This window comes from Myxococcus sp. XM-1-1-1, from assembly GCF_020037095.1.
GTDB lineage: Bacteria > Myxococcota > Myxococcia > Myxococcales > Myxococcaceae > Myxococcus > Myxococcus fulvus.
Genome location: NZ_JAIQDH010000001.1, coordinates 90,518 through 110,498 on the forward strand (window position 1 = coordinate 90,518; position 19,981 = coordinate 110,498).

The 19,981-nt window shown below is 71.2% G+C and carries 14 protein-coding genes; 4 read left to right on the forward strand and 10 right to left on the reverse strand.

The window, feature by feature from the left end:
- Nucleotides 1–33 precede the first annotated feature (33 nt).
- The 3 genes from K8640_RS00395 to K8640_RS00405 form a co-directional block, all read right to left on the reverse strand.
- A complete protein-coding gene (locus tag K8640_RS00395) occupies nt 34–2,049 on the reverse strand; it encodes a YgiQ family radical SAM protein (RefSeq protein ID WP_223745262.1) in 2,016 nt (671 codons plus the stop codon).
- A gap of 166 nt (nt 2,050–2,215) precedes the next feature.
- Nucleotides 2,216–2,791: an imm11 family protein gene (locus K8640_RS00400; RefSeq protein WP_223745263.1), complete on the reverse strand. Its 576-nt coding sequence runs from the start codon at nt 2,789–2,791 to the stop codon at nt 2,216–2,218.
- Nucleotides 2,792–2,810: 19 nt separating this feature from the next.
- Nucleotides 2,811–4,139, reverse strand: coding sequence for an AHH domain-containing protein (locus K8640_RS00405; RefSeq protein ID WP_223745264.1), 1,329 nt, complete (start codon nt 4,137–4,139; stop codon nt 2,811–2,813).
- Nucleotides 4,140–4,432: 293 nt separating this feature from the next.
- Here K8640_RS00405 and K8640_RS00410 point away from each other — a divergent pair, with 293 nt between their 5' ends.
- Nucleotides 4,433–7,945, forward strand: coding sequence for an AAA family ATPase (locus tag K8640_RS00410; RefSeq protein WP_223745265.1), 3,513 nt, complete (start codon nt 4,433–4,435; stop codon nt 7,943–7,945).
- Between the two features lie 67 nt (nt 7,946–8,012).
- On the opposite strand, the gene K8640_RS00415 is transcribed toward K8640_RS00410, so the two are convergent.
- The 4 genes from K8640_RS00415 to K8640_RS00430 form a co-directional block, all read right to left on the reverse strand.
- Nucleotides 8,013–8,564 carry a hypothetical protein gene (locus K8640_RS00415; RefSeq protein ID WP_223745266.1) on the reverse strand — a complete coding sequence of 184 codons (552 nt, stop codon included), beginning with the start codon at nt 8,562–8,564 and terminating at the stop codon, nt 8,013–8,015.
- Nucleotides 8,565–8,597: 33 nt separating this feature from the next.
- On the reverse strand, nt 8,598–11,540 hold the full coding sequence (locus K8640_RS00420) for a CHAT domain-containing protein (protein WP_223745267.1): 2,943 nt from the start codon (nt 11,538–11,540) through the stop codon (nt 8,598–8,600).
- Nucleotides 11,537–12,112, reverse strand: coding sequence for an RNA polymerase sigma factor (locus tag K8640_RS00425; RefSeq protein ID WP_141333011.1), 576 nt, complete (start codon nt 12,110–12,112; stop codon nt 11,537–11,539). The genes K8640_RS00420 and K8640_RS00425 overlap by 4 nt, the downstream gene beginning before the upstream one ends.
- A 192-nt stretch (nt 12,113–12,304) precedes the next feature.
- Nucleotides 12,305–13,489 (reverse strand): alanyl-tRNA editing protein, encoded by a 1,185-nt coding sequence (locus K8640_RS00430; protein WP_223745268.1) that lies wholly within the window; start codon nt 13,487–13,489, stop codon nt 12,305–12,307.
- A gap of 141 nt (nt 13,490–13,630) precedes the next feature.
- On the opposite strand from K8640_RS00430, the gene K8640_RS00435 reads away from it, so the two are divergent.
- On the forward strand, nt 13,631–14,278 hold the full coding sequence (locus tag K8640_RS00435; RefSeq protein ID WP_223745269.1) for a DsbA family protein: 648 nt from the start codon (nt 13,631–13,633) through the stop codon (nt 14,276–14,278).
- 7 nt (nt 14,279–14,285) lie between these two features.
- On the opposite strand, the gene K8640_RS00440 is transcribed toward K8640_RS00435, so the two are convergent.
- From K8640_RS00440 to K8640_RS00450, 3 genes are read right to left on the reverse strand one after another with little or no spacing between them, the layout of a single operon-like run.
- Nucleotides 14,286–15,518: a cytochrome P450 gene (locus tag K8640_RS00440; RefSeq protein WP_223745270.1), complete on the reverse strand. Its 1,233-nt coding sequence runs from the start codon at nt 15,516–15,518 to the stop codon at nt 14,286–14,288.
- A 30-nt stretch (nt 15,519–15,548) separates the two neighbouring features.
- The gene (locus tag K8640_RS00445; RefSeq protein WP_223745271.1) at nt 15,549–16,874 is read right to left on the reverse strand and encodes a sensor histidine kinase; all 1,326 of its coding nucleotides are present in this window, start codon (nt 16,872–16,874) and stop codon (nt 15,549–15,551) included.
- Nucleotides 16,874–17,566 (reverse strand): response regulator, encoded by a 693-nt coding sequence (locus K8640_RS00450; protein WP_223745272.1) that lies wholly within the window; start codon nt 17,564–17,566, stop codon nt 16,874–16,876. Before K8640_RS00450 ends, K8640_RS00445 begins: the two co-directional genes overlap by 1 nt.
- Nucleotides 17,567–17,675: 109 nt before the next feature.
- Between K8640_RS00450 and K8640_RS00455 the strand changes: the two genes are divergently transcribed.
- Both K8640_RS00455 and K8640_RS00460 read left to right on the forward strand, forming a co-directional pair.
- A complete protein-coding gene (locus tag K8640_RS00455; RefSeq protein ID WP_223745273.1) occupies nt 17,676–19,157 on the forward strand; it encodes an ABC transporter substrate-binding protein/permease in 1,482 nt (493 codons plus the stop codon).
- The gene (locus K8640_RS00460) at nt 19,154–19,981 is read left to right on the forward strand and encodes an amino acid ABC transporter ATP-binding protein (RefSeq protein ID WP_223745274.1); all 828 of its coding nucleotides are present in this window, start codon (nt 19,154–19,156) and stop codon (nt 19,979–19,981) included. Before K8640_RS00455 ends, K8640_RS00460 begins: the two co-directional genes overlap by 4 nt.

Below are 19,981 nucleotides of genomic sequence, written 5' to 3' on the forward strand. Positions count from 1 at the left end.
ATTCAAACGGTCGGCTGGACGGCCGCTTTTCGCTCAGCGGGCCCTGGAGCCGTGGGGGCGTGGGCCACCGGGACGGCGCGGACCTCGGGGCGCGGGGGCCTGGGACTCACGCGGCGCGTCGTCCAGCTCGCGCCCATCCCGCTCCTCGGTGCGCTGACGTCGGGCGGCCTCGGCGGGTGTCTCCGGCGGGACGAGCGCGTGCGGGCCACGGCCGATGAGGTCCGCGCGGCCCGCCTGCTTCAGGGCCTCGCGGGCCAGGGGCCAGTGCTCGGGGTTCCAGTAGAGGAGCAGCGCCTTCTGGAGGCGCTTCTCGCGCAGACCCTGGGCCGTGTAGACGGGCTCCATCTTCAGCGGGTCGATGCCGGTGAAGTACATGGCCGTCGCCATGGCCATGGGGGTGGGGATGAAGTCCTGCACCTGACGGGGGCGCTTGCCGTTCTTCTTCAGCCATAGCGCCAGGTCCACCATGTCCTCCAGGGTGGAGCCCGGGTGCCCGCTGATGAAGTAGGGGATGTCGTACTGCTCCTTGCCGGCCTCCTCGCTGGCGCAGGCGAACATCTGCTGGAAGCGCTCGAAGCTCTCGATGCCGGGCTTCTTCATCTTCTCCAGCACGCGCGGCGAGACGTGCTCGGGCGCCACGGAGAGCTGGCCGCCCACGTGGTGCGCGGCGAGCTCCTTGACGTACTCGGGGGAGCGCTCGGCCAGGTCGTACCGCACGCCGCTGGCGATGAAGACGTGCTTGACGCCGTCCTCCTCGCGCACGTCCTTCATCAGGCTGATGAGCGGGCCGTGGTCCGTCTGGAGGTTCTCGCACACGCCCGGGTGCACGCAGGACAGCTTGCGGCAGCGCTTCTCGATGTCCTCGCTCTTGCACTTGAGCTTGTACATGTTGGCGGTGGGGCCGCCGAGGTCCGTAATCGTCCCGCGGAAGTCACCCATGCGGCGGAGGGCGCGCACCTCGCGCAGGACGCTCTCCGCGGAGCGGCTCTGGATGACGCGGCCCTCGTGCTCGGTGATGGAGCAGAAGGTGCAGCCGCCGAAGCAGCCGCGCATGAGGACGATGGAGTGCTTCACCGTCTCGTACGCGGGGATGCCCTCGCTCTTGTAGATGGGGTGGGGGACGCGGTTGAAGGGCAGGTCGTACAGTTCGTCCATCGCCACCGTGGCCTTGCCGGCGGCGGTGTCACCCACGCCGTCCTCGAGCGGGAGGGCGGGGGCGTTCATGAAGATGGCGCGGTTGCCGTGGCGCTGCGCGAGGGGGCGCGCGTTGCCGGGGTTGGTCTCCATCTGGAAGTCGCGGCTCATGACCGCGAAGGCCTGCTTGTCGGAGACGACGGCCTCGTAGGGTGGGAGGACGACCGTCTTGCGGTCGGCGGCGCGGCGGGCGGGGTCGGCCTCGTGGGCGCGCATCTCCTCGTCGTTGATGAGGTAGGCGGTGCCGCGCACGTCGCGGATGTCCTGGATGTGCTCGCCGTTCCGCATCCGGTCGGCGACCTCCATGATGGGGCGCTCGCCCATGCCGAAGACGAGCAGGTCAGCCTTGGCGTCGAAGAGGATGGAGCGGCGGACCTTCTCGCTCCAGTAGTCGAAGTGGGCGATGCGGCGCAGGCTGGCCTCGATGCCGCCGAGGACGATGGGGACGTCGGGGTAGGCCTCGCGGCAGCGCTGGGCGTAGACGATGGTGGCGCGGTCGGGCCGGCAGTTGGTGCGGCCGCCGGGGCTGTACTGGTCGGCGGAGCGGTTCTTCTTCTGCGCGGTGAGCCGGTTGAGCATGGAGTCGAGGTTGCCGGCGGCGACCCCGAAGAACATGCGCGGTGGGCCCAGGGCCTTGAAGGGCTCGGCCGAGTGCCAGTCGGGCTGGGGGATGAGGCCCACCTTGAAGCCCCGTCCCTCCAGGAAGCGGGCGATGAGGACCGGGCCGAAGGCCGGGTGGTCCACGTACGCGTCTCCCGTCACGATGATGATGTCGCACTGTTCCCAGCCCCGGGCCTGCATGTCGGCGCGGGTGATGGGCAGGAAGGGATGGGCGTAACGCGTCGTCTGGGCCATGGCGGTGGGGCGGCGTCGGCGGGGGGCTTCTCTCCTAAACACCCCCGGGCGCCCGAAGCAAACAGGGCGGGGCGTGGGTGTACACCCAAGAGGGTCGAAGGTCCTACACCCTTGCTTGGTGGGAGAGCGGGAAACACGGCGAGGGTGGGTGGCTGAGGGAGGCCGCCTAGACTTCCTCGAACTTGGCTCCGGTGACCTTGGCGCGCTCCATGGCGACCTTGATGTCCTCCGAGACGATGAGGGCAACGCTCCATCCCCAGGTGCGAAAGACCTTCGTATCGCCCACCTTCCTGGGGTCGATTCTCATGTCGACCACGTTCCGGTATTGGCCGAGCTTGTCCGGTCGCTCATCCTCTGGCAGCCAGAACTCCACCTCACTCGAGGCCTTGTCGTCGATGCACCGGACCGTCTTCGTCGCTACGAGGATTTGGTAGTCGTCCGGATAGCCTTTGAGCTGGACGGGTATCAGCTGCACATCATCAGGTGCTTGCTCCGCGAAGAGGGTAGCCACCCTGATGTGGACGACAGGCGTCATGCCGACGCCGGCCATGCTGAAATCGCGCTGACGCCCCGGCTCACGAACCGAGAGCTCCAGGCTGCTCGTTGCTCGAACGGGCCGTCCCGAGGTGAACTCCCGGATGTCCTCCAGCTCCTGTCCTTGCCCGCGCGACGGTTCACCCAGGTACCAAGAGCCGGCCCGTACGTCCTCTTTGAGCCTGAAGTATCGAGAAGGGGGAGGCATGGTGGACTTCCTCACGGTGTCACTTGCGCTGAGTCAAGAGCCTGTGGATTTCGGTTCCTGGAGTCGAGGCATCTCTGGCGAGCCTGCGAAGCTCAATCGTGAGGGCCTGGCGGCAATCTGCCACCTTCCGGCAGCTACCCAAAGCTTCGAGGAGTCGCTCCTGGACGCGCTCATGATACCGCTGCGGATGCGGGCCCTTGTGTCCGACGACTTCCACGATGTTCTCGGGGTCCTTCAGCTCCATTCCGGCCCTGGTGAAGAGGTCGCGGAATCTCGGCGTCCAAGGCCCGCCACGTGCAGCCGAGACATCGTTCTTGTTCGTGGCGATGTGGTGGCGCTCTTTCTGGCGGCTCGCCATGGCCAGCGCATTGGGGGCCAGAACGAGGGTGAACCCCTCTGCCGTCACCGCGACGGACTGCACACTCCCCGCCGCGGCGTACTGGAAACCTGCCTGGGCCTCCACGGCGAGTGCCGCGGGCGCGGATCCCGGCAGCCTCCCAGCCTTCGCGGCCAGTCCCGCCGTGTTTCCAATGGCGGCCGTTGCCAGCATCACGAAGACCCGTGCCGCATTCTCACCCAGGATCTCTCCGTAGGCTTCGCCTGCTGCACTGAGCTGCGAGAATGTCGTCGCCTGGTCCGCTTCTCGTACCAGCGTCAACCAGCCGTCCAGCAAGCTCCACACCGTATCGACTCCGAGGTATGCGATTGCGAGAGCCGTCAAGGTCGCCGCGACGCCCTTGGAAAGCGGCTCGGGCAACGACCAGAGCAGGAGGTACATCGTGACGGAGGCCGTCAGGGTGGCCATGACGGCGCCAGGGTCCGTCATGTCCTCCAGAGCCTCGGCGGTCTCATCCCACACGGAGTCCATCGCGATGGCCAATGCCCAAGTGTATCTGCCATCGCTGGCCAGCAGGGGGCCCTCCTCCAAGAGTCGCAAGCAGTCCCCTGATTGCTTCTTTCGAGTGCACCACTGGCCGTAGGCGCGCGTCAGTTCGTCATCGGCATAGGACTCCAGCAGATGAGGGTCGTCCGCGTCCTCTCGACGCTGGAGGGTGAGTCGAGAAGGGTGGCTTTCGTATCGGTACACGCCGCTGCGGGCAGGCACTCCGAAGAAGTCACGGGCCTCCTGCATGGGGTTTCGGAACGGACGGACGTCCCGAGCCAGTTCCGTGATGATCTCCTCGTACTCGTCGTCGTCGAGCTCTGCCGCACTCACTTCCGCGCCCGACTCTTCGTGAGGAGTGACGACGAGGGAGGCTTGTCCCGTGTCCAATCGGACGACGCGACTCGTCGCGCAACCGGCGACGAGCGTCAGTAGGAGCAGCGGCACTACCCAGTGAAGCCGCATGGCGTGTTCCCCGAGAGAGGCCCGTCAAAGGCAGGCGCAACCCAGAAATACAGGAAGACGCTGACAGCGCACGCGGTCTCACCCACTTCGTCCGGAGGCCACGCCCAAGTCGCGGTGCTGTTCAGAAGAAATCCGTCGTTGGTGTCGACGCCCATGCCTGGCCGGCTGCTGGGAGCCAGCCGTACGTGAGCGCACAGCCGCGCCCCTGGGGCTTGCATTGACGTGGATCCACGCCTCCCCTACCTTCGCGCGCCCGTACCCGGCCTGGGCCGAGGGGCCCGGGGCCCGCCGCCATGACGCACCGGACGCACAACGAGGTCTCCGAAGGGCGCCCCGCGCCACAGAAGGAAGACTCCGTCCGAGAGCTTCACGTCGAGTACGACGACGCCCCTGTCCCACCTCCGTCCTCCCGCACTGTCCCCGAGGACATCCCGCGCTCGCCCAATCCGCTGCTGGCCCTCTCCCGCGCCAGGCCCCAGCGCCCGACGCCGCCCGCTCCGCGCCCGGACGCCCCTTCACCCGAGGAGCCACCCGCACGCGACGTCGCCGCGCCCTCCGATGTCACCGCGTCCGAGCGCCAGGTCATCCAGGCCGCCGTCGCCACCGGGAAGCGCCGCGAGGCCTGGCGCCCTCCCGAATACCTCCCTGAGGACCTGAGCGACGCGCTCCTCTCCGAGCGCAGCCAGTACCGCGCCAAGCTGCTCCAGGACGCGCGTCAGGTCTCCCTGCAGGGCCCCGGCGTGTTGTCCCTCGTCCCCGTGCCCGCGGCGGACCCGGACTGGTCCGGCGGCTCGCTGCTCGGCTTCCTCGGCGAGGAGTGCGTCTTCGGCGGAGACGTCGTCCACCTCGACTTCGAGTCCGGCCGCGTCTTCGCCGCCCCCGACCACGGTGACGACGTGGACCGCCGCGCCCTCGCCGCCGACCGCTGGTGCTATCGGCCCTATGACTTCGCCGAGGCCCTCTGCACCGCCGCATCCGCGTACGAGGACCGTCAACCCGCCCTCCATCAGGCCCTGCGCCGCGCCAGCGGAGACGAGCCCGCGCCCACCCCGCGTCCCCAGGACGCCGAGCTCCTCCCGACCGACCGCCTCTGGGCCCAGCCCTGGGGCTGCATCTGGGGACCTCCCGGCACCGGCAAGACGACCGCCGTCGCCGACCTCATCGCCCGCGCCCTGCGCGCCTTCCCCAACGAGCGCATCCTCGCGGTGGCCCCCACCAACCGCGCCGCCGATGAGCTCGTCCTGCGCGTCAGCGCCCTCCTGGAGCGCCAGCCCATCCCCCTGCGCCCCCTGGCGCGCAGCATCTTCCGCGGCGGCACCGGCGCCAGCGACGCCCTGGCGAAGCTGCCCACCGTCACGCTCGAGGACACCAAGGGCGGCAAGCTGCGCGCGAGCATCGAGGAGCGCGAGCGCGAGCTGTACCTCCAGCGTGTCCGCGGCGGCCCCGCGCACGAACTCGCCAAGCTCCAGGCGGAGCTGCGCGGCCTGCGCGGCAAGATGAAGGACCCCACCTTCAAGGAGGCGGAGAAGGGCGACTGTCCCCTCATGGTCCTCACCGTCCACCGCGCCCTGCGGCTGGTGTCGGAGCTCGAGGGCAAGTGCACCTTCGCGCGACTCGTGGTGGACGAGGCCGGCATGGTGACCCGTGCCGCCACCGCGCTCATGGCCCCCCTGGCCGAGCGCGTGACGCTCGCCGGAGACCCCAAGCAGATCGGCCCCGTCAGCCGCGCCGCCGAGGGCGCCGGACGCGGCTCCCAGAAGTGGCTGCGCGCCAGCGGCCTGTCCCACCTGGAGGACGCGGTGCGCGACGCCGCGCGCCCGGACGTGCTGCTCTTGCGCACCCAGCACCGCATGCACCCGGACATCGCCCGCGTCGTCAGCCACTTCTGCTACGGCGGCGCGCTCGAGGACGGTGACATCGTCAAGGCCCGCGCCGAGAAGGCCCCACCCGTGCCCGCGTTCGCCGGGACACGCGCGGGCTGGGTGGTGCTCGATGGCCTCAGCCGCGACGCGAAGCGCCTGACGCACGGCCGCGGCGAGACGGGCTCCGGCTACCAGCGCGAGCTGTCCGCCGAGCTCGCCGTGTCGCTCGCGCGCGAGGCCGTGCGCGCCGGCCTCAGCGTCCTGTGTGTCACGCCCTATCGCGCGCAGGCCTCGCTCCTGCGCAGGCTCGGCAACTCCGCGGGCTTCCGGGGCGACGCGTTCAGCGCCTCCACCATCCACCGCCAGCAGGGCACCCAGTACGACGTGGTGCTCGTGGACACCGTGGCCGGAGGCCGGCCCTTCCCGCCGCACACGCTGGTGCCCATGCTCAACGTGGCCGCCAGCCGCGCGCGCGACTATCTGCTGGTGCTCGCCTCGCGCGACGAGGCCCGGGGCGCCACCATCCCCCAGCGCTTCCTCTCGCTCCTGCCGCGCCTGCGCGTCCTCCCCGGCTCGCCGCTCCGACTGGAGGCGCTGCCCCTGCCGCGCGAGGCACCCCCGCCGCCGCCACCGCCCCCCGCCGCGCCCACCAGCCTCGGCGGGGAAATCGAGGGCTCGCGCCCCACGCGGCCCCTGTTCACCCAGGAGCAGGTGTCCCTCTTCGAGCGGCGCTTCGATGACGGCCACCACCTGGTGCGCGGCGTCGCGGGCAGCGGCAAGACGTTCGTCCTGGCCCACTGGGTGGCGCGCTATCTGCTGGAGCACGAGGACACCCAGGTGCTCGTCTCGTTCTTCAACCGCGCGCTCTCGCCCCTGGTGGAGAAGTTGTTGGTGGAGGCGATTGCCCAGCGCGCCGGCCGCGAGCGGGTGCGCGCGCTCCGGGCCCGCGTGACGGTGAAGCACGTGGGCGCGCTGCGCCGCGTGGAGCCCGAGTCCTTCGACGGCGTCTTCGTCGACGAGGCCCAGGACATGGACGCCCGCGCGCTCGCCATGCTCCACGCCCTGGTCCGCCCGCGCGCGTCGCAGGACGGCAAGGGGGTGCGCTGCCTCCAGTTGTTCATGGACGACTCGCAGAACGTCTACGGCCAGGTGCCCATCGACGCGCTCAAGGAGCAGCTCCCCGAAGGGCTGTCCTTCCGGGGCCGCACCCGCATCCTCAAGGAGACCTTCCGCGCCACGCGCGACATCCTCGACGTGGCCTTCAACGTGGTGCTGGACCCGCTGCGCCAGCACGGCACCAGCGACCCGGGCATGCGCGAGTACATGAAGGCCGGGGAGCTCGCGCGCGAGGGGCTCCTGTGGCTCCCCGAGGAGACGCTGGAGGGCCTCTACCGCGTGCAGTCCACCGAGCGCGGCGGCGTGCTGCCCCAGGTGCGCGGCTTCGCCTCCGGCGCGAGCGAGGCCCGTCAGGTGGCCAAGGAGGTGGCACGGCTCATCCGCGACGAGGGCGTGCACCCCGGCGACATCCTCGTCGTCGCGCCCGTCATGCCGTCGCAGTACACGGAGGCCCTCAACCGGGCCGGTGTGCCCGCGCACGCCTACGGTGGCAAGGGCGGCCGCGACGTGACGGACTTCCGCGTCAGCGGCGTGGACCACGTGCGCGCCACCACCGTGTTCTCCTGCAAGGGCCACGAGTGCCCCGTCGTCTTCTTCGCGGGCCTGGACGCGCTGGACACCGTGGAGAACTGGATGGCCGGCGCCAAGGAGCGCAACGCGCGGGAGAACGAGCGCATCCGCCGCGCCATGTTCTACGTGGGCGCCACGCGCGCGATGAAGCGCCAGTACCTCACCGGCGTGAAGGGCGCGCGCTTCCTGCGCGTCGCCGCGTCCTACGTGGAGACGCTCTCGGGCCTGGCCCCCACCGAGGGTGGCAGGTCCGCCTGAAACGACGAAGGCCCCGGCGCCGCACCTTCGCGACACCGGAGCCTCCTGTCCTCAGCGCCTCACGTGATTACTGATTCACGCGTCCGGGGGCCGCCGTCCGCTTGACGGTCGGGATGCCCACCTCGAGCGTGGACCAGTAGGTCAGCGCGGCCAGCCGCTTCACCTTCTCGACCAACTGCTGGTGGCCCGTGGGGTCGCCGCCGCCGCCCGACGCGCCACCCGGGTCTCCGTCATGCAGGTCGGCGACGCTCAGGCAGCCCTCCTTGTCCGTCTGGGGGACACAGTCGGTGAGCAGCTCCACGTCGCCGACGTAGAGCGGTCCTCCCGACTGCATCGCGGAGGTGTCGCCGTCCGTGGTGGCCTTCTCGGACGAGGTCTCCCCCTGGGCGCCCCGCGTCGAGGACGGGTCGCGGTTGGACTGGGCGACGATTTCGTTGCGGCTGACGTCCACCACGTAGGTGGTGAGCCGCTGGGGGTTGGCCCGGTCGCGGAGGATGACGCGGACGAGCGCGCCCTTGGGCGCCTTGCGCTGAATCTGCTCGGTCGACGGAACCGTCTCGATGTGGCGGCACGCCGCGACGCCGAGCAGCAGGGGGACCAACAGGAGGACTTTCTTCATGGGTTTTCGAGACTCTGGGATGAGACGAGGCAACTACTCGAAGAGGAGCACCTGGCGGACCCAGGCGCTTCCCCGACTGCGGAGCCAGTCCTGACGTGCATCGCGAAGGACGCGGGCCGCGGGCAGCCCCTCGCGAATGCGCGCCAGCACCGGCTCGAAGAAGTCCGACGCCTCGGCGTCGGGAATCTCCTGCGTGGCGGCGAGCACGGCCCGGGCCCCGGACTCGACGAACGCCACCGGCAGGCCGAACGTTTCATGGAAGTACGCCTTGCTGTGCGCGGCATGACACGCCGCCAGCAGCACCACGGGCCGGCCCTGCAGCCGCTCACCGTGCAGGTCCGACGCCGTCAGCGCGTAGCGGCCGCCCTGCGCCTCCGGAGACAGCACGAGCAGCGAGCCATCCGCGGCGCTCGGGTCGACGACGCCGTGCGCGTGAATCTGCACCTCCGTGGCCTCGCGCATCGCCCGCAGCACCTGCGACGGCGTGGCGGAGGCGCCTCGCAGCGTGGCCAGCGTCGCGTCCTCGTCCTCCGAGGGGCGCCAGGCGCGCAGCGAGGGCAGGCGCAGCTCCGCGGGGGCATGCACGTCCGCCACCACCAGCCGGCGCGAGGGCTGTCCGGTGGGCTCGTCGGGGGTCGCTCCGACACGGTAGGCCCAGGCGATGTCCGGCGGCAGCAGGTCCGGCTTGCCGAGCACCGGCGGCCGCGCGAGCACGTCCACGTGGGGGCAGTCGCGCAGGGCCTGTGCGAGGCGCTCGGGGACCAGCCCCTCCACGCTCTCCAGCCGCTCACGGCGCTGGGTGTCGAAGTGGCCGACCCAACGCCCCGACGCGTCGCGGGCCACCAGGGCCGTGCGCTCGTCGTCCACGGTGACGCCCAGCGCGCAGCGCTCGGGCAGGGGCAGGGCGCGCTCCTCGGCGAAGAGGGCCATGGCCCGCTCCAGCTCCTCGTGCCGGGAGGCGTCGAGGATGAGGGACGTGAAGCTGTACACGCGCGCCTTGCGGGCGTTGACGTCCGAGCCCACGAGCGGCGCCGCTTCCTCGATGGCCTGACGCAGCAGCGCCTGCCCCCGACGGCGGTCCTGCTCGACGAAGAAGCGGCCCTCGATGTGGCGCAGCATCGCGCCCTCGCCCGCGGTCTCCAGTCGGGCCGGTGAGGCTCGCAGCGCCTCCAGGCCCCGGGTCAGCACCTCGGTGTCCTCGGCGCGGCGGGCCTGCGTGTGGGCCAGGTCCGCGATGGCGAAGGCGCGCGCCAGGGAGGGCGGGTTGCCGCAGCGCGCGGCGCGGTCCAGCTGCTCCCGGGCGCCGTTGAAGTCGAGCGTGCGGTGGAAGGCGAGCGCGAGGTTGACGTAGGCCGACTCGTGGTCCGCGCAGCGCTCGGGCAGCCGCTGGATGTTCTCCTCCAGGTAGGCGCGCGCCAGCGACAGGTCTCCGTGGAAGAGGGCCACCTGGCCCAGCTCCTGGAGCAGCCGCCACTCCTTGGTCCACTCGTGCCCCGCGCGGGCCCGGGCGAGCGCGAGCAGGCCGTGCGCACGGGACTCGACGGGGCGGTGGAGCTGCCGCTCCACGAGGGCCAGGTTCCGCTCGAGCTCCAGGCAGCGGTAGTTGAAGCGCGCGCCGTCAGGGCAGGTGCGCAGGGCCTCGGTCAGCCGCGTGCGCGCCTGGGGAATCTGTCCGCGCTGGATGTCGGCGCGCGCCTGGCGCTCCTCGGCGAGCAGCGCGAACCACGGGTCTCTCGTGGCCAGCGCGAGCTCGCGGTACTCACGCTCGTGCTGTCGCAGGTCCTTGGGGAAGAGCAGGGCGCCCAGGAGCAGGTCGTCCTGCCGGGCCTCGCGCAGCTTCACGAGGAAGGTGTCGAGCTGCGCCGGGGACAGCTCGTTGCGCGTCAGCCGCACGTAGTCCGCGACGAAGGGCGCGCGCGCGGAGAAGTCCGTGCGGGCCGCGCGCTGGAGGGCGTCCTCCAGGTGGGTTCCGCCGTCCACGGCGTCGAGCTGGCGGGCCAGGGGTCGCAGCGACTCGACGCGCTCGGGGGAGGTGGCGGTGCGCAGCGCATCGTAGAAGCACAGGCGGGACAGGCCGGGGTGCTGCTCCACCTGGGCCTGGGCGAGCACGGGGCCGCCGGACACCATCTGGTCGCAGTCCTGCTTGGTGCCCTTCCAGCCCTTGCGCTGGGTGTCCTCTTGACGGCGCAGGTCGGCGGCGCGCTCGGCGGCCTCCTGGCTCCAACCCGGCTCCTGCTGCGCGGCCACCTGCTCGAAGGCCTCGGCGGCTTGCAGGGACAGGCCCAGCTTCTCGAGCGCGAGGCCGCGGTTCCACAGCGCCTGGGGATGACCGGGCTTCGCCTTCAGCGCGCGGTCCACCAGGGCGAGGGCCTCTTCGTGGGCGCCGCGCTGGAGGGCGAGCGCCGCGCGGTCCGAGTCCAGGTCGGGGGACGCGGGCAGCTTGTCGAGGAAGGCGGCGGCCTGGGCGGGGTCTCCGCGCAGCAGGTAGGCGGAGGCGATGCCTCGCTCGTCACCGACCTCCTCCAGCTTCGCCAGCTCGCGCAGAGACAGCGCGCGGGGCGAATTGCCGCCGCTGCGCATCACCTCGTAGGGGCGATGGCGGTCGGCGCCCGGATGGGTGAGGCGGGCCTCGAGCGTGCGGCCCGGGTCCTGCCCCAGCCACAGCTCGGGGGAAGTGGGGGACGAGTCGGTCCGCGTCACGAGAACCCACGCCGCCAGGCCCGCGGCCAGCGCCAGCGGCACCACCATCATCCAGTTCCTGCGCCGCTTGAGCTGGGGAGGTGGGGGGACGAAGGCCAGTGTGGAGTCCCCGGGTTCGTGCAGGGCGTCGTCGGCGAGGAGCTCGAGCGCGAGCAGTTCCTTCATCCGTGTCTCGCACGCGGTGCAGCCGGTCAGGTGGTGACGGAAGTTCTCCGCGTCCGCCGGGGCCAGCTCACCGTCGATGAAGGACTCCAGTCTGTCGCACTGCTCGGTCATGGTCTGGCCCTGCCTTCACTCGAGGCGGCGCTAGGGGTCAGCAGCCCCCGCAGAGCCTGCCGCGCCTCGCTGAGCCACCGTCCCACCGTTCCCTCGGGCGCATCCAACCGCTGAGCGATGGCCCGGTATCGAAGTCCCGCCACGTGGAGCCGGTAGGCCTCCTGGAGATGGGGAGGCCGCAGCTTGTCGATGGCCCGCTGGAAGTCCTCGCGGCTGACCTGCTCCCACTGCTCCAGGGCGGCGGGTTCGCCGGAGGACTCCGTGTCCTGCACCACACGCAGCGCGGGGGCCCCCAGGACCTCGGTGCGTCTGCGACGACAATGGTCCAGGAAGCGGTTGCTCAGCGTGGTGCTGAGCCACACGCTGACGGCGCCTGGGTTCTCCGCCACCAGCCGGTCGAAGTTCCGGTAGGCGCGCTCGAGGGTCTCTTGCACCAGGTCCTCCGGGTCGATTCCACCCCCGGAGCACAGGCGTCGGGCAAGGCGAAGCAGCCCCGGTCGTCGCGAGCGTGCGAAAGCATCGAACTGGCGGTGCTGCCCGTCGTCCATCGTGGCGCGAACCCCTACACCCATCTTCTCATGTCGTTCCACCGGTGGAGCGCCCCCTCCGTACGATGTGAACGCGTCGGAGGAAATCCCTTCGGATGGAGCGAGCTGTGACGCGATGCGTTGCGGGTGGGTGCGGGTGGAAAAGACTCATGTCCAGGGAGGGGGAGGGTGATTTCCGCTCCCACGGTCCGCCCCGGAGGTGGGGTGGGGCCTGCTTCAGCCCCGCAGGGACGCCACGAGCGCCGCCCAATCCGTGCTCGCCGGAAGCCGTCCCTCGGCGTGCTCCGGGCGTCCACCCCCGCGTCCTCCCGCGGCCTCCGCCGCCCGCTTCAGGAACGCGCCGCAGCCGAACGTGGACGCACTGCCCCGCGCGATGAGCACGGCCAGGCCCTCGGGCGCGCGGCCCGCCAGGAACACCACGGCCTGAGGCCGGGACGTGAGCCTCGCCGCCACCGCGCGCAGTTGCTCCGGCCCCGCGCCGTCGAGCACCGCCACCACCTGCTTGTCCGCCGACGCCTCCAGCTCCTGCGCCAGCTCCACGGCCGTGTGCTCCGCCAGCCGCGCTCGCGCCGCGCCCAACGCCTCGCGAGCCTCGGTCAACTCACGCCGCAGCTTCTCCACCACCGTGGGCACCTCGGCCGGTCCACACGTGAACGCCCGGCTCATCGCGCGCAGCACCCCCGCCTCCTCCCACAGCTCGCGCCGCGCACGCGGCCCCGCCGAGAAGAGGACCCGCCCCTTGCCCTTGTAGCGCTCCACGCCCAGCACCCGCACCATCCCCACCTGTCCCGTGCGCGTGCAGTGCGTCCCGCCACACGGCGACACATCGAAGTCCCCCACCTGGATGACGCGGATGTTGTCCGTCACCTTGGGCGCACGCCGCAGCGGCAGCGCCGCCAGCTCCTCCGGCGTGGGGAAGAAGGCCCGGATGGGCAGGTCCGCGTCGATGATGGCGTTGACGTGCGCCTCCGCCTTCGCCACGAGCTGCTCGTCCAGCGTGTCCTGGTCCGTGTCGATGGTGCACGTGGCCCCCAATCGCGACGACACCGTGGCCGCGCCCGCGAGGTCCAAGAGCGCCCGCGACAACATGTGCTGCCCCGTGTGCAGCGACATGTGCACGCGCCGCCGCTCCGAATCCACCACGCCCTCCAGCGCCTCACCGGGCGCGGGCAGCACGCCCTCCACCAGGTGATGCACCACCCCCGCGTCGTCCACCTGCACGTCGCGCACGGGCAGCCCCCCGAGCACGCCCTGGTCCCCCATCTGTCCACCCGCCTCCGGATAGAAGGCCGTGCGGTCCAGCACCACCGAGGGCGCGCCATTCCACGCGCCGTGGCCCACCACCCGCGCGGTGAATCGATGGAGGAAGGGGTCCGCGTAGTCGAGGCGCTCGGTCGTCATGGTGCGCGGGAAATAACACGGCGCTGAAACTCCCGCGCCGCTCGCGTCACTCCTTGCGTGCGAGGGCATCGCCCCTCGTCACGCCAGGCCTCCAGGCAGGACGCCGGGCGTGCCGCATCCATCCCACTCCAGAGGTCCACCATGAAGCTCCGCGCTCCCGCCCTCCTGGCGGCCGCCGTCGTGTTCTCTTCGCTCAACCCCGCCCTCGCCGGTGACGAGCCCACCCCCGACTGCGACAAGCAGCCCAAGGCCGCCCGCGCCCAGCCCAAGCTCATCTCCGCCACCCCGCGCTCGGAGGCCCCCGCGCTGGGGCCCCGCGACGCCCAGGTGACGGTGGAGGTGTGGAGCGACTTCCAGTGTCCCTTCTGCCAGCGCGGCGCGTCCACCGTCGAGGGGCTGCGCGAGCGCTACGGCGACAAGATCCGCATCGTCTTCCGCCACATGCCGCTGCCCCGCCACGAGAACGCGAAGCTTGCCGCCGCCGCCGCCATGGCCGCCCACGAGCAGGGCAGGTTCTGGCAGATGCACGACGTGCTCTTCGACAACCAGGGCGCCCTGGACCGCGCCTCGCTGGAGAAGTACGCGAAGGCACTCGGGCTGGACCTCGCGAGCTTCAAGCGCGCGCTCGACACCAAGGCCTGGGACAACTACGTGGAGGCCGACCGCCTGGAGGCCCAGCGCCGCGGCATCGTCGGCACGCCCACCTTCTTCATCAACGGCACCGGCGTGACGGGGGCGCAGTCGCTCGACACCTTCGCCACGCACATCGACGCCGCGCTCAAGCGCTGAAACAACCTCAGGCCGGGTCCCACTCGACGAGCAGCTGCCGCGGGCCCCGGTGCAGGAAGTTGGGCAGGTAGCGGACGGCCTCGCCCGGCGCCAGTCGCAGCCCGGGCAGCCGCTTCAACAGCAGCTCCATCGCCAGCCGCACCTCCATCCGCGCCAGCGGCGCGCCGATGCAGTAGTGGATGCCCATCCCGAACCCCAGGTGCTTGCCCACGTCCGGACGGCGGAGCACCCCCTCGCCGGGCGCGTGGAACACCGTCTCGTCCCGGTTCCCCGACGCATAGAGCACCAGCAGCCGCGCGCCCTCGGGCACCTCCACGCCGCCCAGCGTCACCCGGCGGCGCGTGGTGCGCATCATCCCCTGCACCGGCGCGTCCAGCCGCAGCGTCTCCTCGATGGCCCGGGGGATGCGGCCCGGGTCGTCCCGCAGCTCGCGCAGCCGCTCCGGCGCGCGCAGCACCCACACGAGCAGGTTGCCCAGCAGGTTCGACGTCGTCTCGTGCCCGGCGAAGTGCAGCATGGAGATGAGGCTGATGAGCTCCACGTCGCTCAACGGCGGCGTGTCCTCGTACCGCGCCTCGATGAGCGCGCTGATGAGGTCATCGGTGGGCGCGCGTCGCCGCGCGGCGATGTGCTCCGCCAGGTACTTCTGGATGGAGACGAGCCCCCTGGCGCACTCCACCTGGCGCTCCACGGGCGCGTTGCCCGCGGACATCACCACCAGGTCCTCCGTCCACTGCTTCAGCCGCGTCACGTCCGAGTCCGGCAGCCCCATGATGGCGCCGACCACGCGCGCGGGCAGCGGGTAGCCCAGCCTCTCCACCAGGTCCGCCTTCCCCTCGTGGGCGAAGCCGTCCAGCAGCTCCGTCGCGATCGCGGACACCCGCGCCTCCATCGCGCTCAGCCGATGCGGCGCCAGGGCCTTGTTGACGATGACCCGCATGCGCGTGTGGTTGGGCGGGTCGTCATCCACCAGCGCGGGGACCTGGGGGTAGCCCTCCGCCAGCACCGCGAGCACCTCCGGCGCGGGCGGCACGGGGTTGCGGAAGGCGTTGGCCGACAGGAAGTCGTCCGGGTTGAGCACCACCGCCTTGATGTCCTCGTAGCGGGAGACGACCCACAGGTGCATCTGTTCGCTGAAGTGGACGGGAGCCTCGTGGCGCAGGCGCTCGTAGAGCGGATACGGGTCCTCCACGTAGCGAGGCTCGAAGCGGCTGGCGAAGGCGGGCGGCGAGGAGGACATGGCGCTCTCGAGGGACAGTCGCGTGCGGGCTCAGGCCGTGTCCGGATGCGACTTCGGCGGGGTGGGGACTCCGCCTGACAGTCCGGGCAGGTGCATGGCGAGCGGAGGGATGCGTGGGAGGCGGACGGTGAAGCGCGTGCCCGTCTGGGGCGAGGTCTCCACGTCGATGCGTCCCTGGTGCGAGGTGATGATGCCGTGCACCACGGCCAACCCCATGCCCGTGCCTTCACCGGCGGGCTTGGTGGTGAAGAAGGGCTGGAACAGCCGCGAGCGCACCTCGGGCGTCATGCCGTGCCCGGAGTCCTGGACGCACAGGACGGCCTCGTCGGCCTCCATGCGCGTGCTCAGGAAGATGCGTCCGCCCGAGGGCATCGCCTGCGCGGCGTTCATCAGGAGGTTGACCACCACCTGCGCCAGCTGCCCAGGACGTCCGAGCAGGCGCGGCAAGTCGCCCAGCGTCACCTCCACCTCGCAGCGCGACTGCACCTGCGTGCGGGTGATGCGCAGCGCGACGGCGATCTCCTCGTTGAGGTCGTACTCCTCCAGCGCGCCCGGGTCTCCACGCGCGAAGCGCCGCAGGTCCGCGACGATGGCCACGACGCGCCGGATGCCGTCCGCGGTGGCGGGCAGCACGTCGTCCACGTACTCCTGCAGCTCCGGCGGCAGGTTCTTGCACGCGCGCAGGTCCATGAGCAGCGCGTTCACGTTGCTCTTCACGTAGCTCATGGGGTTGTTGATTTCGTGCGCCACGCCCGCGGCCAGCATGCCCAGGCTGGACAGCCGCTCCTGCTCACGGGCGCGCCGGTGGGCCATCTCCAACTGCTCGTGGGCCAGGGCCAGCTCGTCGTGCTGGCGCGCCAGCTCGCGCAGCGTCGAGTGCGTGAGGAAGACGCGGCCCTCGGAGAGCGCGTACGTGAGCACCGACAGCAGCACGAAGCTGGCGGCGACCTCGGGCGCGGCCCCGTCCGACAGCGCCGCGCCGGCCACCAGCACCAGCATCAACCCCAGCCGGCGCCGGGCGCCCGAGTCCGCGAAGCGGTCCACCCACAGCGCGTTGAGCGGCAGGTACAGCCACACGGGCAGCGCCCAGTCGCTCACCACGCCGTAGAACACGGTGCCCACCATGTTCAGCGTGAAGCGCGTGGCCTCGGCGGCCTGGGTGTGCCGCGAGAAGAACCCCCGCGCGAGCACCACGTTGGCCCCCGTCACCCCCGCGAAGGCCACCGTCACGACGAGGACCTCGTGCCAGCGCCCCCAGAGGCTGACGATGAGCAGACCGTGGATGAGGAGGCACGCCAGCAGGGTGAAGCGCTTGAGGCGGCTGTTCACCCAATCCGCGTCGACCTCCGGGGCCATCACGCCTCGCCCAGCCCCGGTCGAACACTCGGCGCGCTCTGGGCGCGCATGGGCAGCTCCAGGCGCAGCCGCTGCGGCCCGCCCACCTCCGCCACGAAGGACAGCCGGCCACCGAAGCGCTCCAGCAAGCCCCCCACCACCTTCAGGCTGTCGTCGGCCAAGAGGCCCGCGAAGCGCTCGATGATGGACACGGCCTGCTCGGCGGGGAACGACGGGTCCGCCACCTGGACCTTCAGGACCAGCGCGGCGTCCGTGGGGCTCACCTCCGCGCTGACACCCAGGGGCGCGGCGCGGAACGGGGCGTAGAGCTGGGCCATCGTCTCGCGGTGGCGCAGCAGGCCCGACAGGTACGTCACCAGCTCCGCGTCATCCCAGGGCTTGCTGATGAACCGGCAGATTTCGCCCTCGTTCACCGACGCCACCACCGACTTGAAGTCGGCGTAGCCGGAGATGATGAGCCGCAGCGCCAGCGGGTGGCTGCGTTTGATGCGCTGGAGCAGCTCGCTGCCCGTCATCCCCGGCATCCGGAAGTCCGTCAGGACGATGTCCGGGCTGAAGGTCTTCAGCCGCTCGAGCGCCTCTTCTCCGTTGAACGCGAGCTGGACGTCGAAACCCTCGCGCCGCAGCAGCCGCCTCAAGGCGTGCGCCACCTGCGGCTCGTCGTCCACCACCAGCACCTTGTATGCTTCCATGACGCCTTGGCTCCTCTGTCGCGACACTCTAGTACGCAGTCCCGGAGAAAGTGTCAGGACCTGAATACTGGGTCACACCTGCACCTGCTACAGAGTGGGAGTCCCTGAAATGGATGTGAGCGGTGTGTGGAGGAGGGGCGGGGCGCTGCTCGTGTTCGCGGTGGTGTTGACGTCCTGCGTCCAGCGGGAGGAGCCCGGGCTGGAGCGGGTGCGGAGGGCAGGCGAGCTTCGCTGGGGCGCGGACGCGCAGGGCGGCGAGCCGTACGCCATGGAGGACCCGGACGTGCCCGGGCACATGCGCGGCTTCGAGGTGGAGCTGGCGGACGCGCTGGCGCGGGAGCTGGGCGTGCGCGCGCGCTTCGTGCAGAACGACTGGTCCAGCCTCATCCCCTCCCTGGAGCGGGGCTCGTTCGACGTGGCGCTCAACGGCATTGAAGTCACCCCGGCGCGCAGCGGACGCATCCTCTTCACCCGGCCGTACTTCATCTTCCAGCTGCGGCTCCTGGCCCGGCGGCAGGACGACAGCGTCACGGGGCTTTCGTCCTTGCGTGGCAGGAGGGTGGGGACGCTCGCCAACTCGCAGGCGTGGGACCTGCTCCAGCGCGAGGGCATCCAGGCGGTGCCGTACGAAGGCGTGGAGGAGCCCTACATCGACCTGGAGCAGGGGCGGGTGGACGCGGTGCTGATGGACGACCTCATCGCCCAGCGCTACGGCCAGCCGAGGCCCCAGCTGCGCGTGGTGGGCGACGTGGGCGAGGGCTACTACGCCATCGCGGTGCGGCCCGGGGACGAGGACCTGCGCGCGGCGCTGGACGTGGCGCTGGGGCACGTGGCGCGCTCGGGGGAGCTGCGGCGCATCTTCGCCCGGTGGAACATCGACAGCGCCCAGCAGCAGAAGATGGTGGAGTGGACGGACGCGCAGACGCGCGAGGTGCTGTCGCAGACGCGCACGGCGAAGCTCGGCTGGGGCCAGGGCCTGATGTTCCTCCAGGCGGCGCTGGTGACGCTGGTGGTGTCCGTGGGCGCCATGGCGCTCGCGGTGCCGCTGGGCGCGGGGCTGGCGCTGGTGCGCCTGTACGGACCCCGGTGGCTGTCGGGGATGGCGTCCTTCTACGTGGAGGTGTTCCGTGGAACCCCGGTGCTGTTGCAACTCTATGTCCTGTACTACGGGCTCGCGGGCGTGCTGCGGCTGGACGCGCTGAGCGCGGCGGTGCTGGGGCTGGGGCTGAACTACGCGGCCTACGAGGCGGAGGTGTACCGGGCGGGGGTGCTGGCGGTGCCCCGGGGGCAGATGGAGGCGGCGCTGGCGCTGGGCATGTCCACGCCGCTGGCGCTGCGCCGGGTGGTGTTCCCGCAGGCCTTCCGGGTGGCGCTGCCGAGCGTCACCAACGACTTCATCGCGCTGCTCAAGGACAGTTCGCTGGTGTCCGTCATCTCCGTCGTGGAGCTCACCAAGCGGATGACGATTACCGCGGTGGATGTTCGCAGTTGGTTGTTGCCCGGGGCGCTGTGCGCGGCGCTCTACCTGGCGATGAGCTACCCTCTGTCCCTCCTGGCGAGGCGGTTGGAAGCGAGGTTGGCGCGCGGATGATTGAAGTGAAGGACCTGTGCAAGCGGTACGAGGGGCGCATGGTGCTGGACGGCATCAGCGCGGCCTTCGCGCCGGGTGAGGTGGTGGCGCTGGTGGGCCCCTCGGGCGGCGGCAAGAGCACGCTCTTGCGGTGCCTGAACGGGCTGGAGCCCTTCGACGCGGGCAGCATCCGGGTGGGGGACGACGTGCTCGGCCCCAGTGCGTCGCGAGCGAGCGGCGCCGCCGTCTCCAACATCCGCCGCCGCGTGGGCTTCGTCTTCCAGCAGTGGCACCTGTTCGCGCACCGCACCGCGCTGGGCAACGTCATCGAGGCGCCCCGACACGTGCGGGGCCTGGACGCGAGGAGCGCCACGGAACTGGGGCGCGCGCTGCTCGCGAAGGTCGGCCTGTCCCACCGCGAGGAGGCCTACCCGTCCGAGCTGTCCGGCGGTGAGCAGCAGCGGGTGGCCATCGCCCGCGCGCTCGCGATGGAGCCCGAGGCGCTGCTCCTGGACGAGCCCACCAGCGCGTTGGACCCGGAGCGCGTGGGCGAGCTGGTGGCGCTGTTGTCGCGGCTTCGCGAGGACGGGCTCACGCTGGTGGCGGTGACGCACGAGATGCGCTTCGCGCGCGAGCTGGCCTCGCGCGTCCTGGTGCTGCACGGCGGGCGCATCCTGGAGGAGGGCCCTCCCGCGCAGGTGCTGGAGCGGCCCCGACATGAGCGCACCCGGACCTTCCTGGGGCTGGCGCGGGAGCAGCCCGCCCCGGAGCCGGAGGTGGCCTCGCTGGAGGCGGGCAGAAGCGGCGTCGTCACGCTGTTCCCCGCCGCGACCGCGAGGGAATGA

Coding starts and splice junctions, on each gene's coding strand:
- K8640_RS00395 (WP_223745262.1), bottom strand. CDS start 2,049: ATGGCCCAGACGACGCGTTACGCCCATCCCTTCCTGCCCATCACCCGC.
- K8640_RS00400 (WP_223745263.1), bottom strand. CDS start 2,791: ATGCCTCCCCCTTCTCGATACTTCAGGCTCAAAGAGGACGTACGGGCC.
- K8640_RS00405 (WP_223745264.1), bottom strand. CDS start 4,139: ATGCGGCTTCACTGGGTAGTGCCGCTGCTCCTACTGACGCTCGTCGCC.
- K8640_RS00410 (WP_223745265.1), top strand. CDS start 4,433: ATGACGCACCGGACGCACAACGAGGTCTCCGAAGGGCGCCCCGCGCCA.
- K8640_RS00415 (WP_223745266.1), bottom strand. CDS start 8,564: ATGAAGAAAGTCCTCCTGTTGGTCCCCCTGCTGCTCGGCGTCGCGGCG.
- K8640_RS00420 (WP_223745267.1), bottom strand. CDS start 11,540: ATGACCGAGCAGTGCGACAGACTGGAGTCCTTCATCGACGGTGAGCTG.
- K8640_RS00425 (WP_141333011.1), bottom strand. CDS start 12,112: ATGGGTGTAGGGGTTCGCGCCACGATGGACGACGGGCAGCACCGCCAG.
- K8640_RS00430 (WP_223745268.1), bottom strand. CDS start 13,489: ATGACGACCGAGCGCCTCGACTACGCGGACCCCTTCCTCCATCGATTC.
- K8640_RS00435 (WP_223745269.1), top strand. CDS start 13,631: ATGAAGCTCCGCGCTCCCGCCCTCCTGGCGGCCGCCGTCGTGTTCTCT.
- K8640_RS00440 (WP_223745270.1), bottom strand. CDS start 15,518: ATGTCCTCCTCGCCGCCCGCCTTCGCCAGCCGCTTCGAGCCTCGCTAC.
- K8640_RS00445 (WP_223745271.1), bottom strand. CDS start 16,874: ATGGCCCCGGAGGTCGACGCGGATTGGGTGAACAGCCGCCTCAAGCGC.
- K8640_RS00450 (WP_223745272.1), bottom strand. CDS start 17,566: ATGGAAGCATACAAGGTGCTGGTGGTGGACGACGAGCCGCAGGTGGCG.
- K8640_RS00455 (WP_223745273.1), top strand. CDS start 17,676: ATGGATGTGAGCGGTGTGTGGAGGAGGGGCGGGGCGCTGCTCGTGTTC.
- K8640_RS00460 (WP_223745274.1), top strand. CDS start 19,154: ATGATTGAAGTGAAGGACCTGTGCAAGCGGTACGAGGGGCGCATGGTG.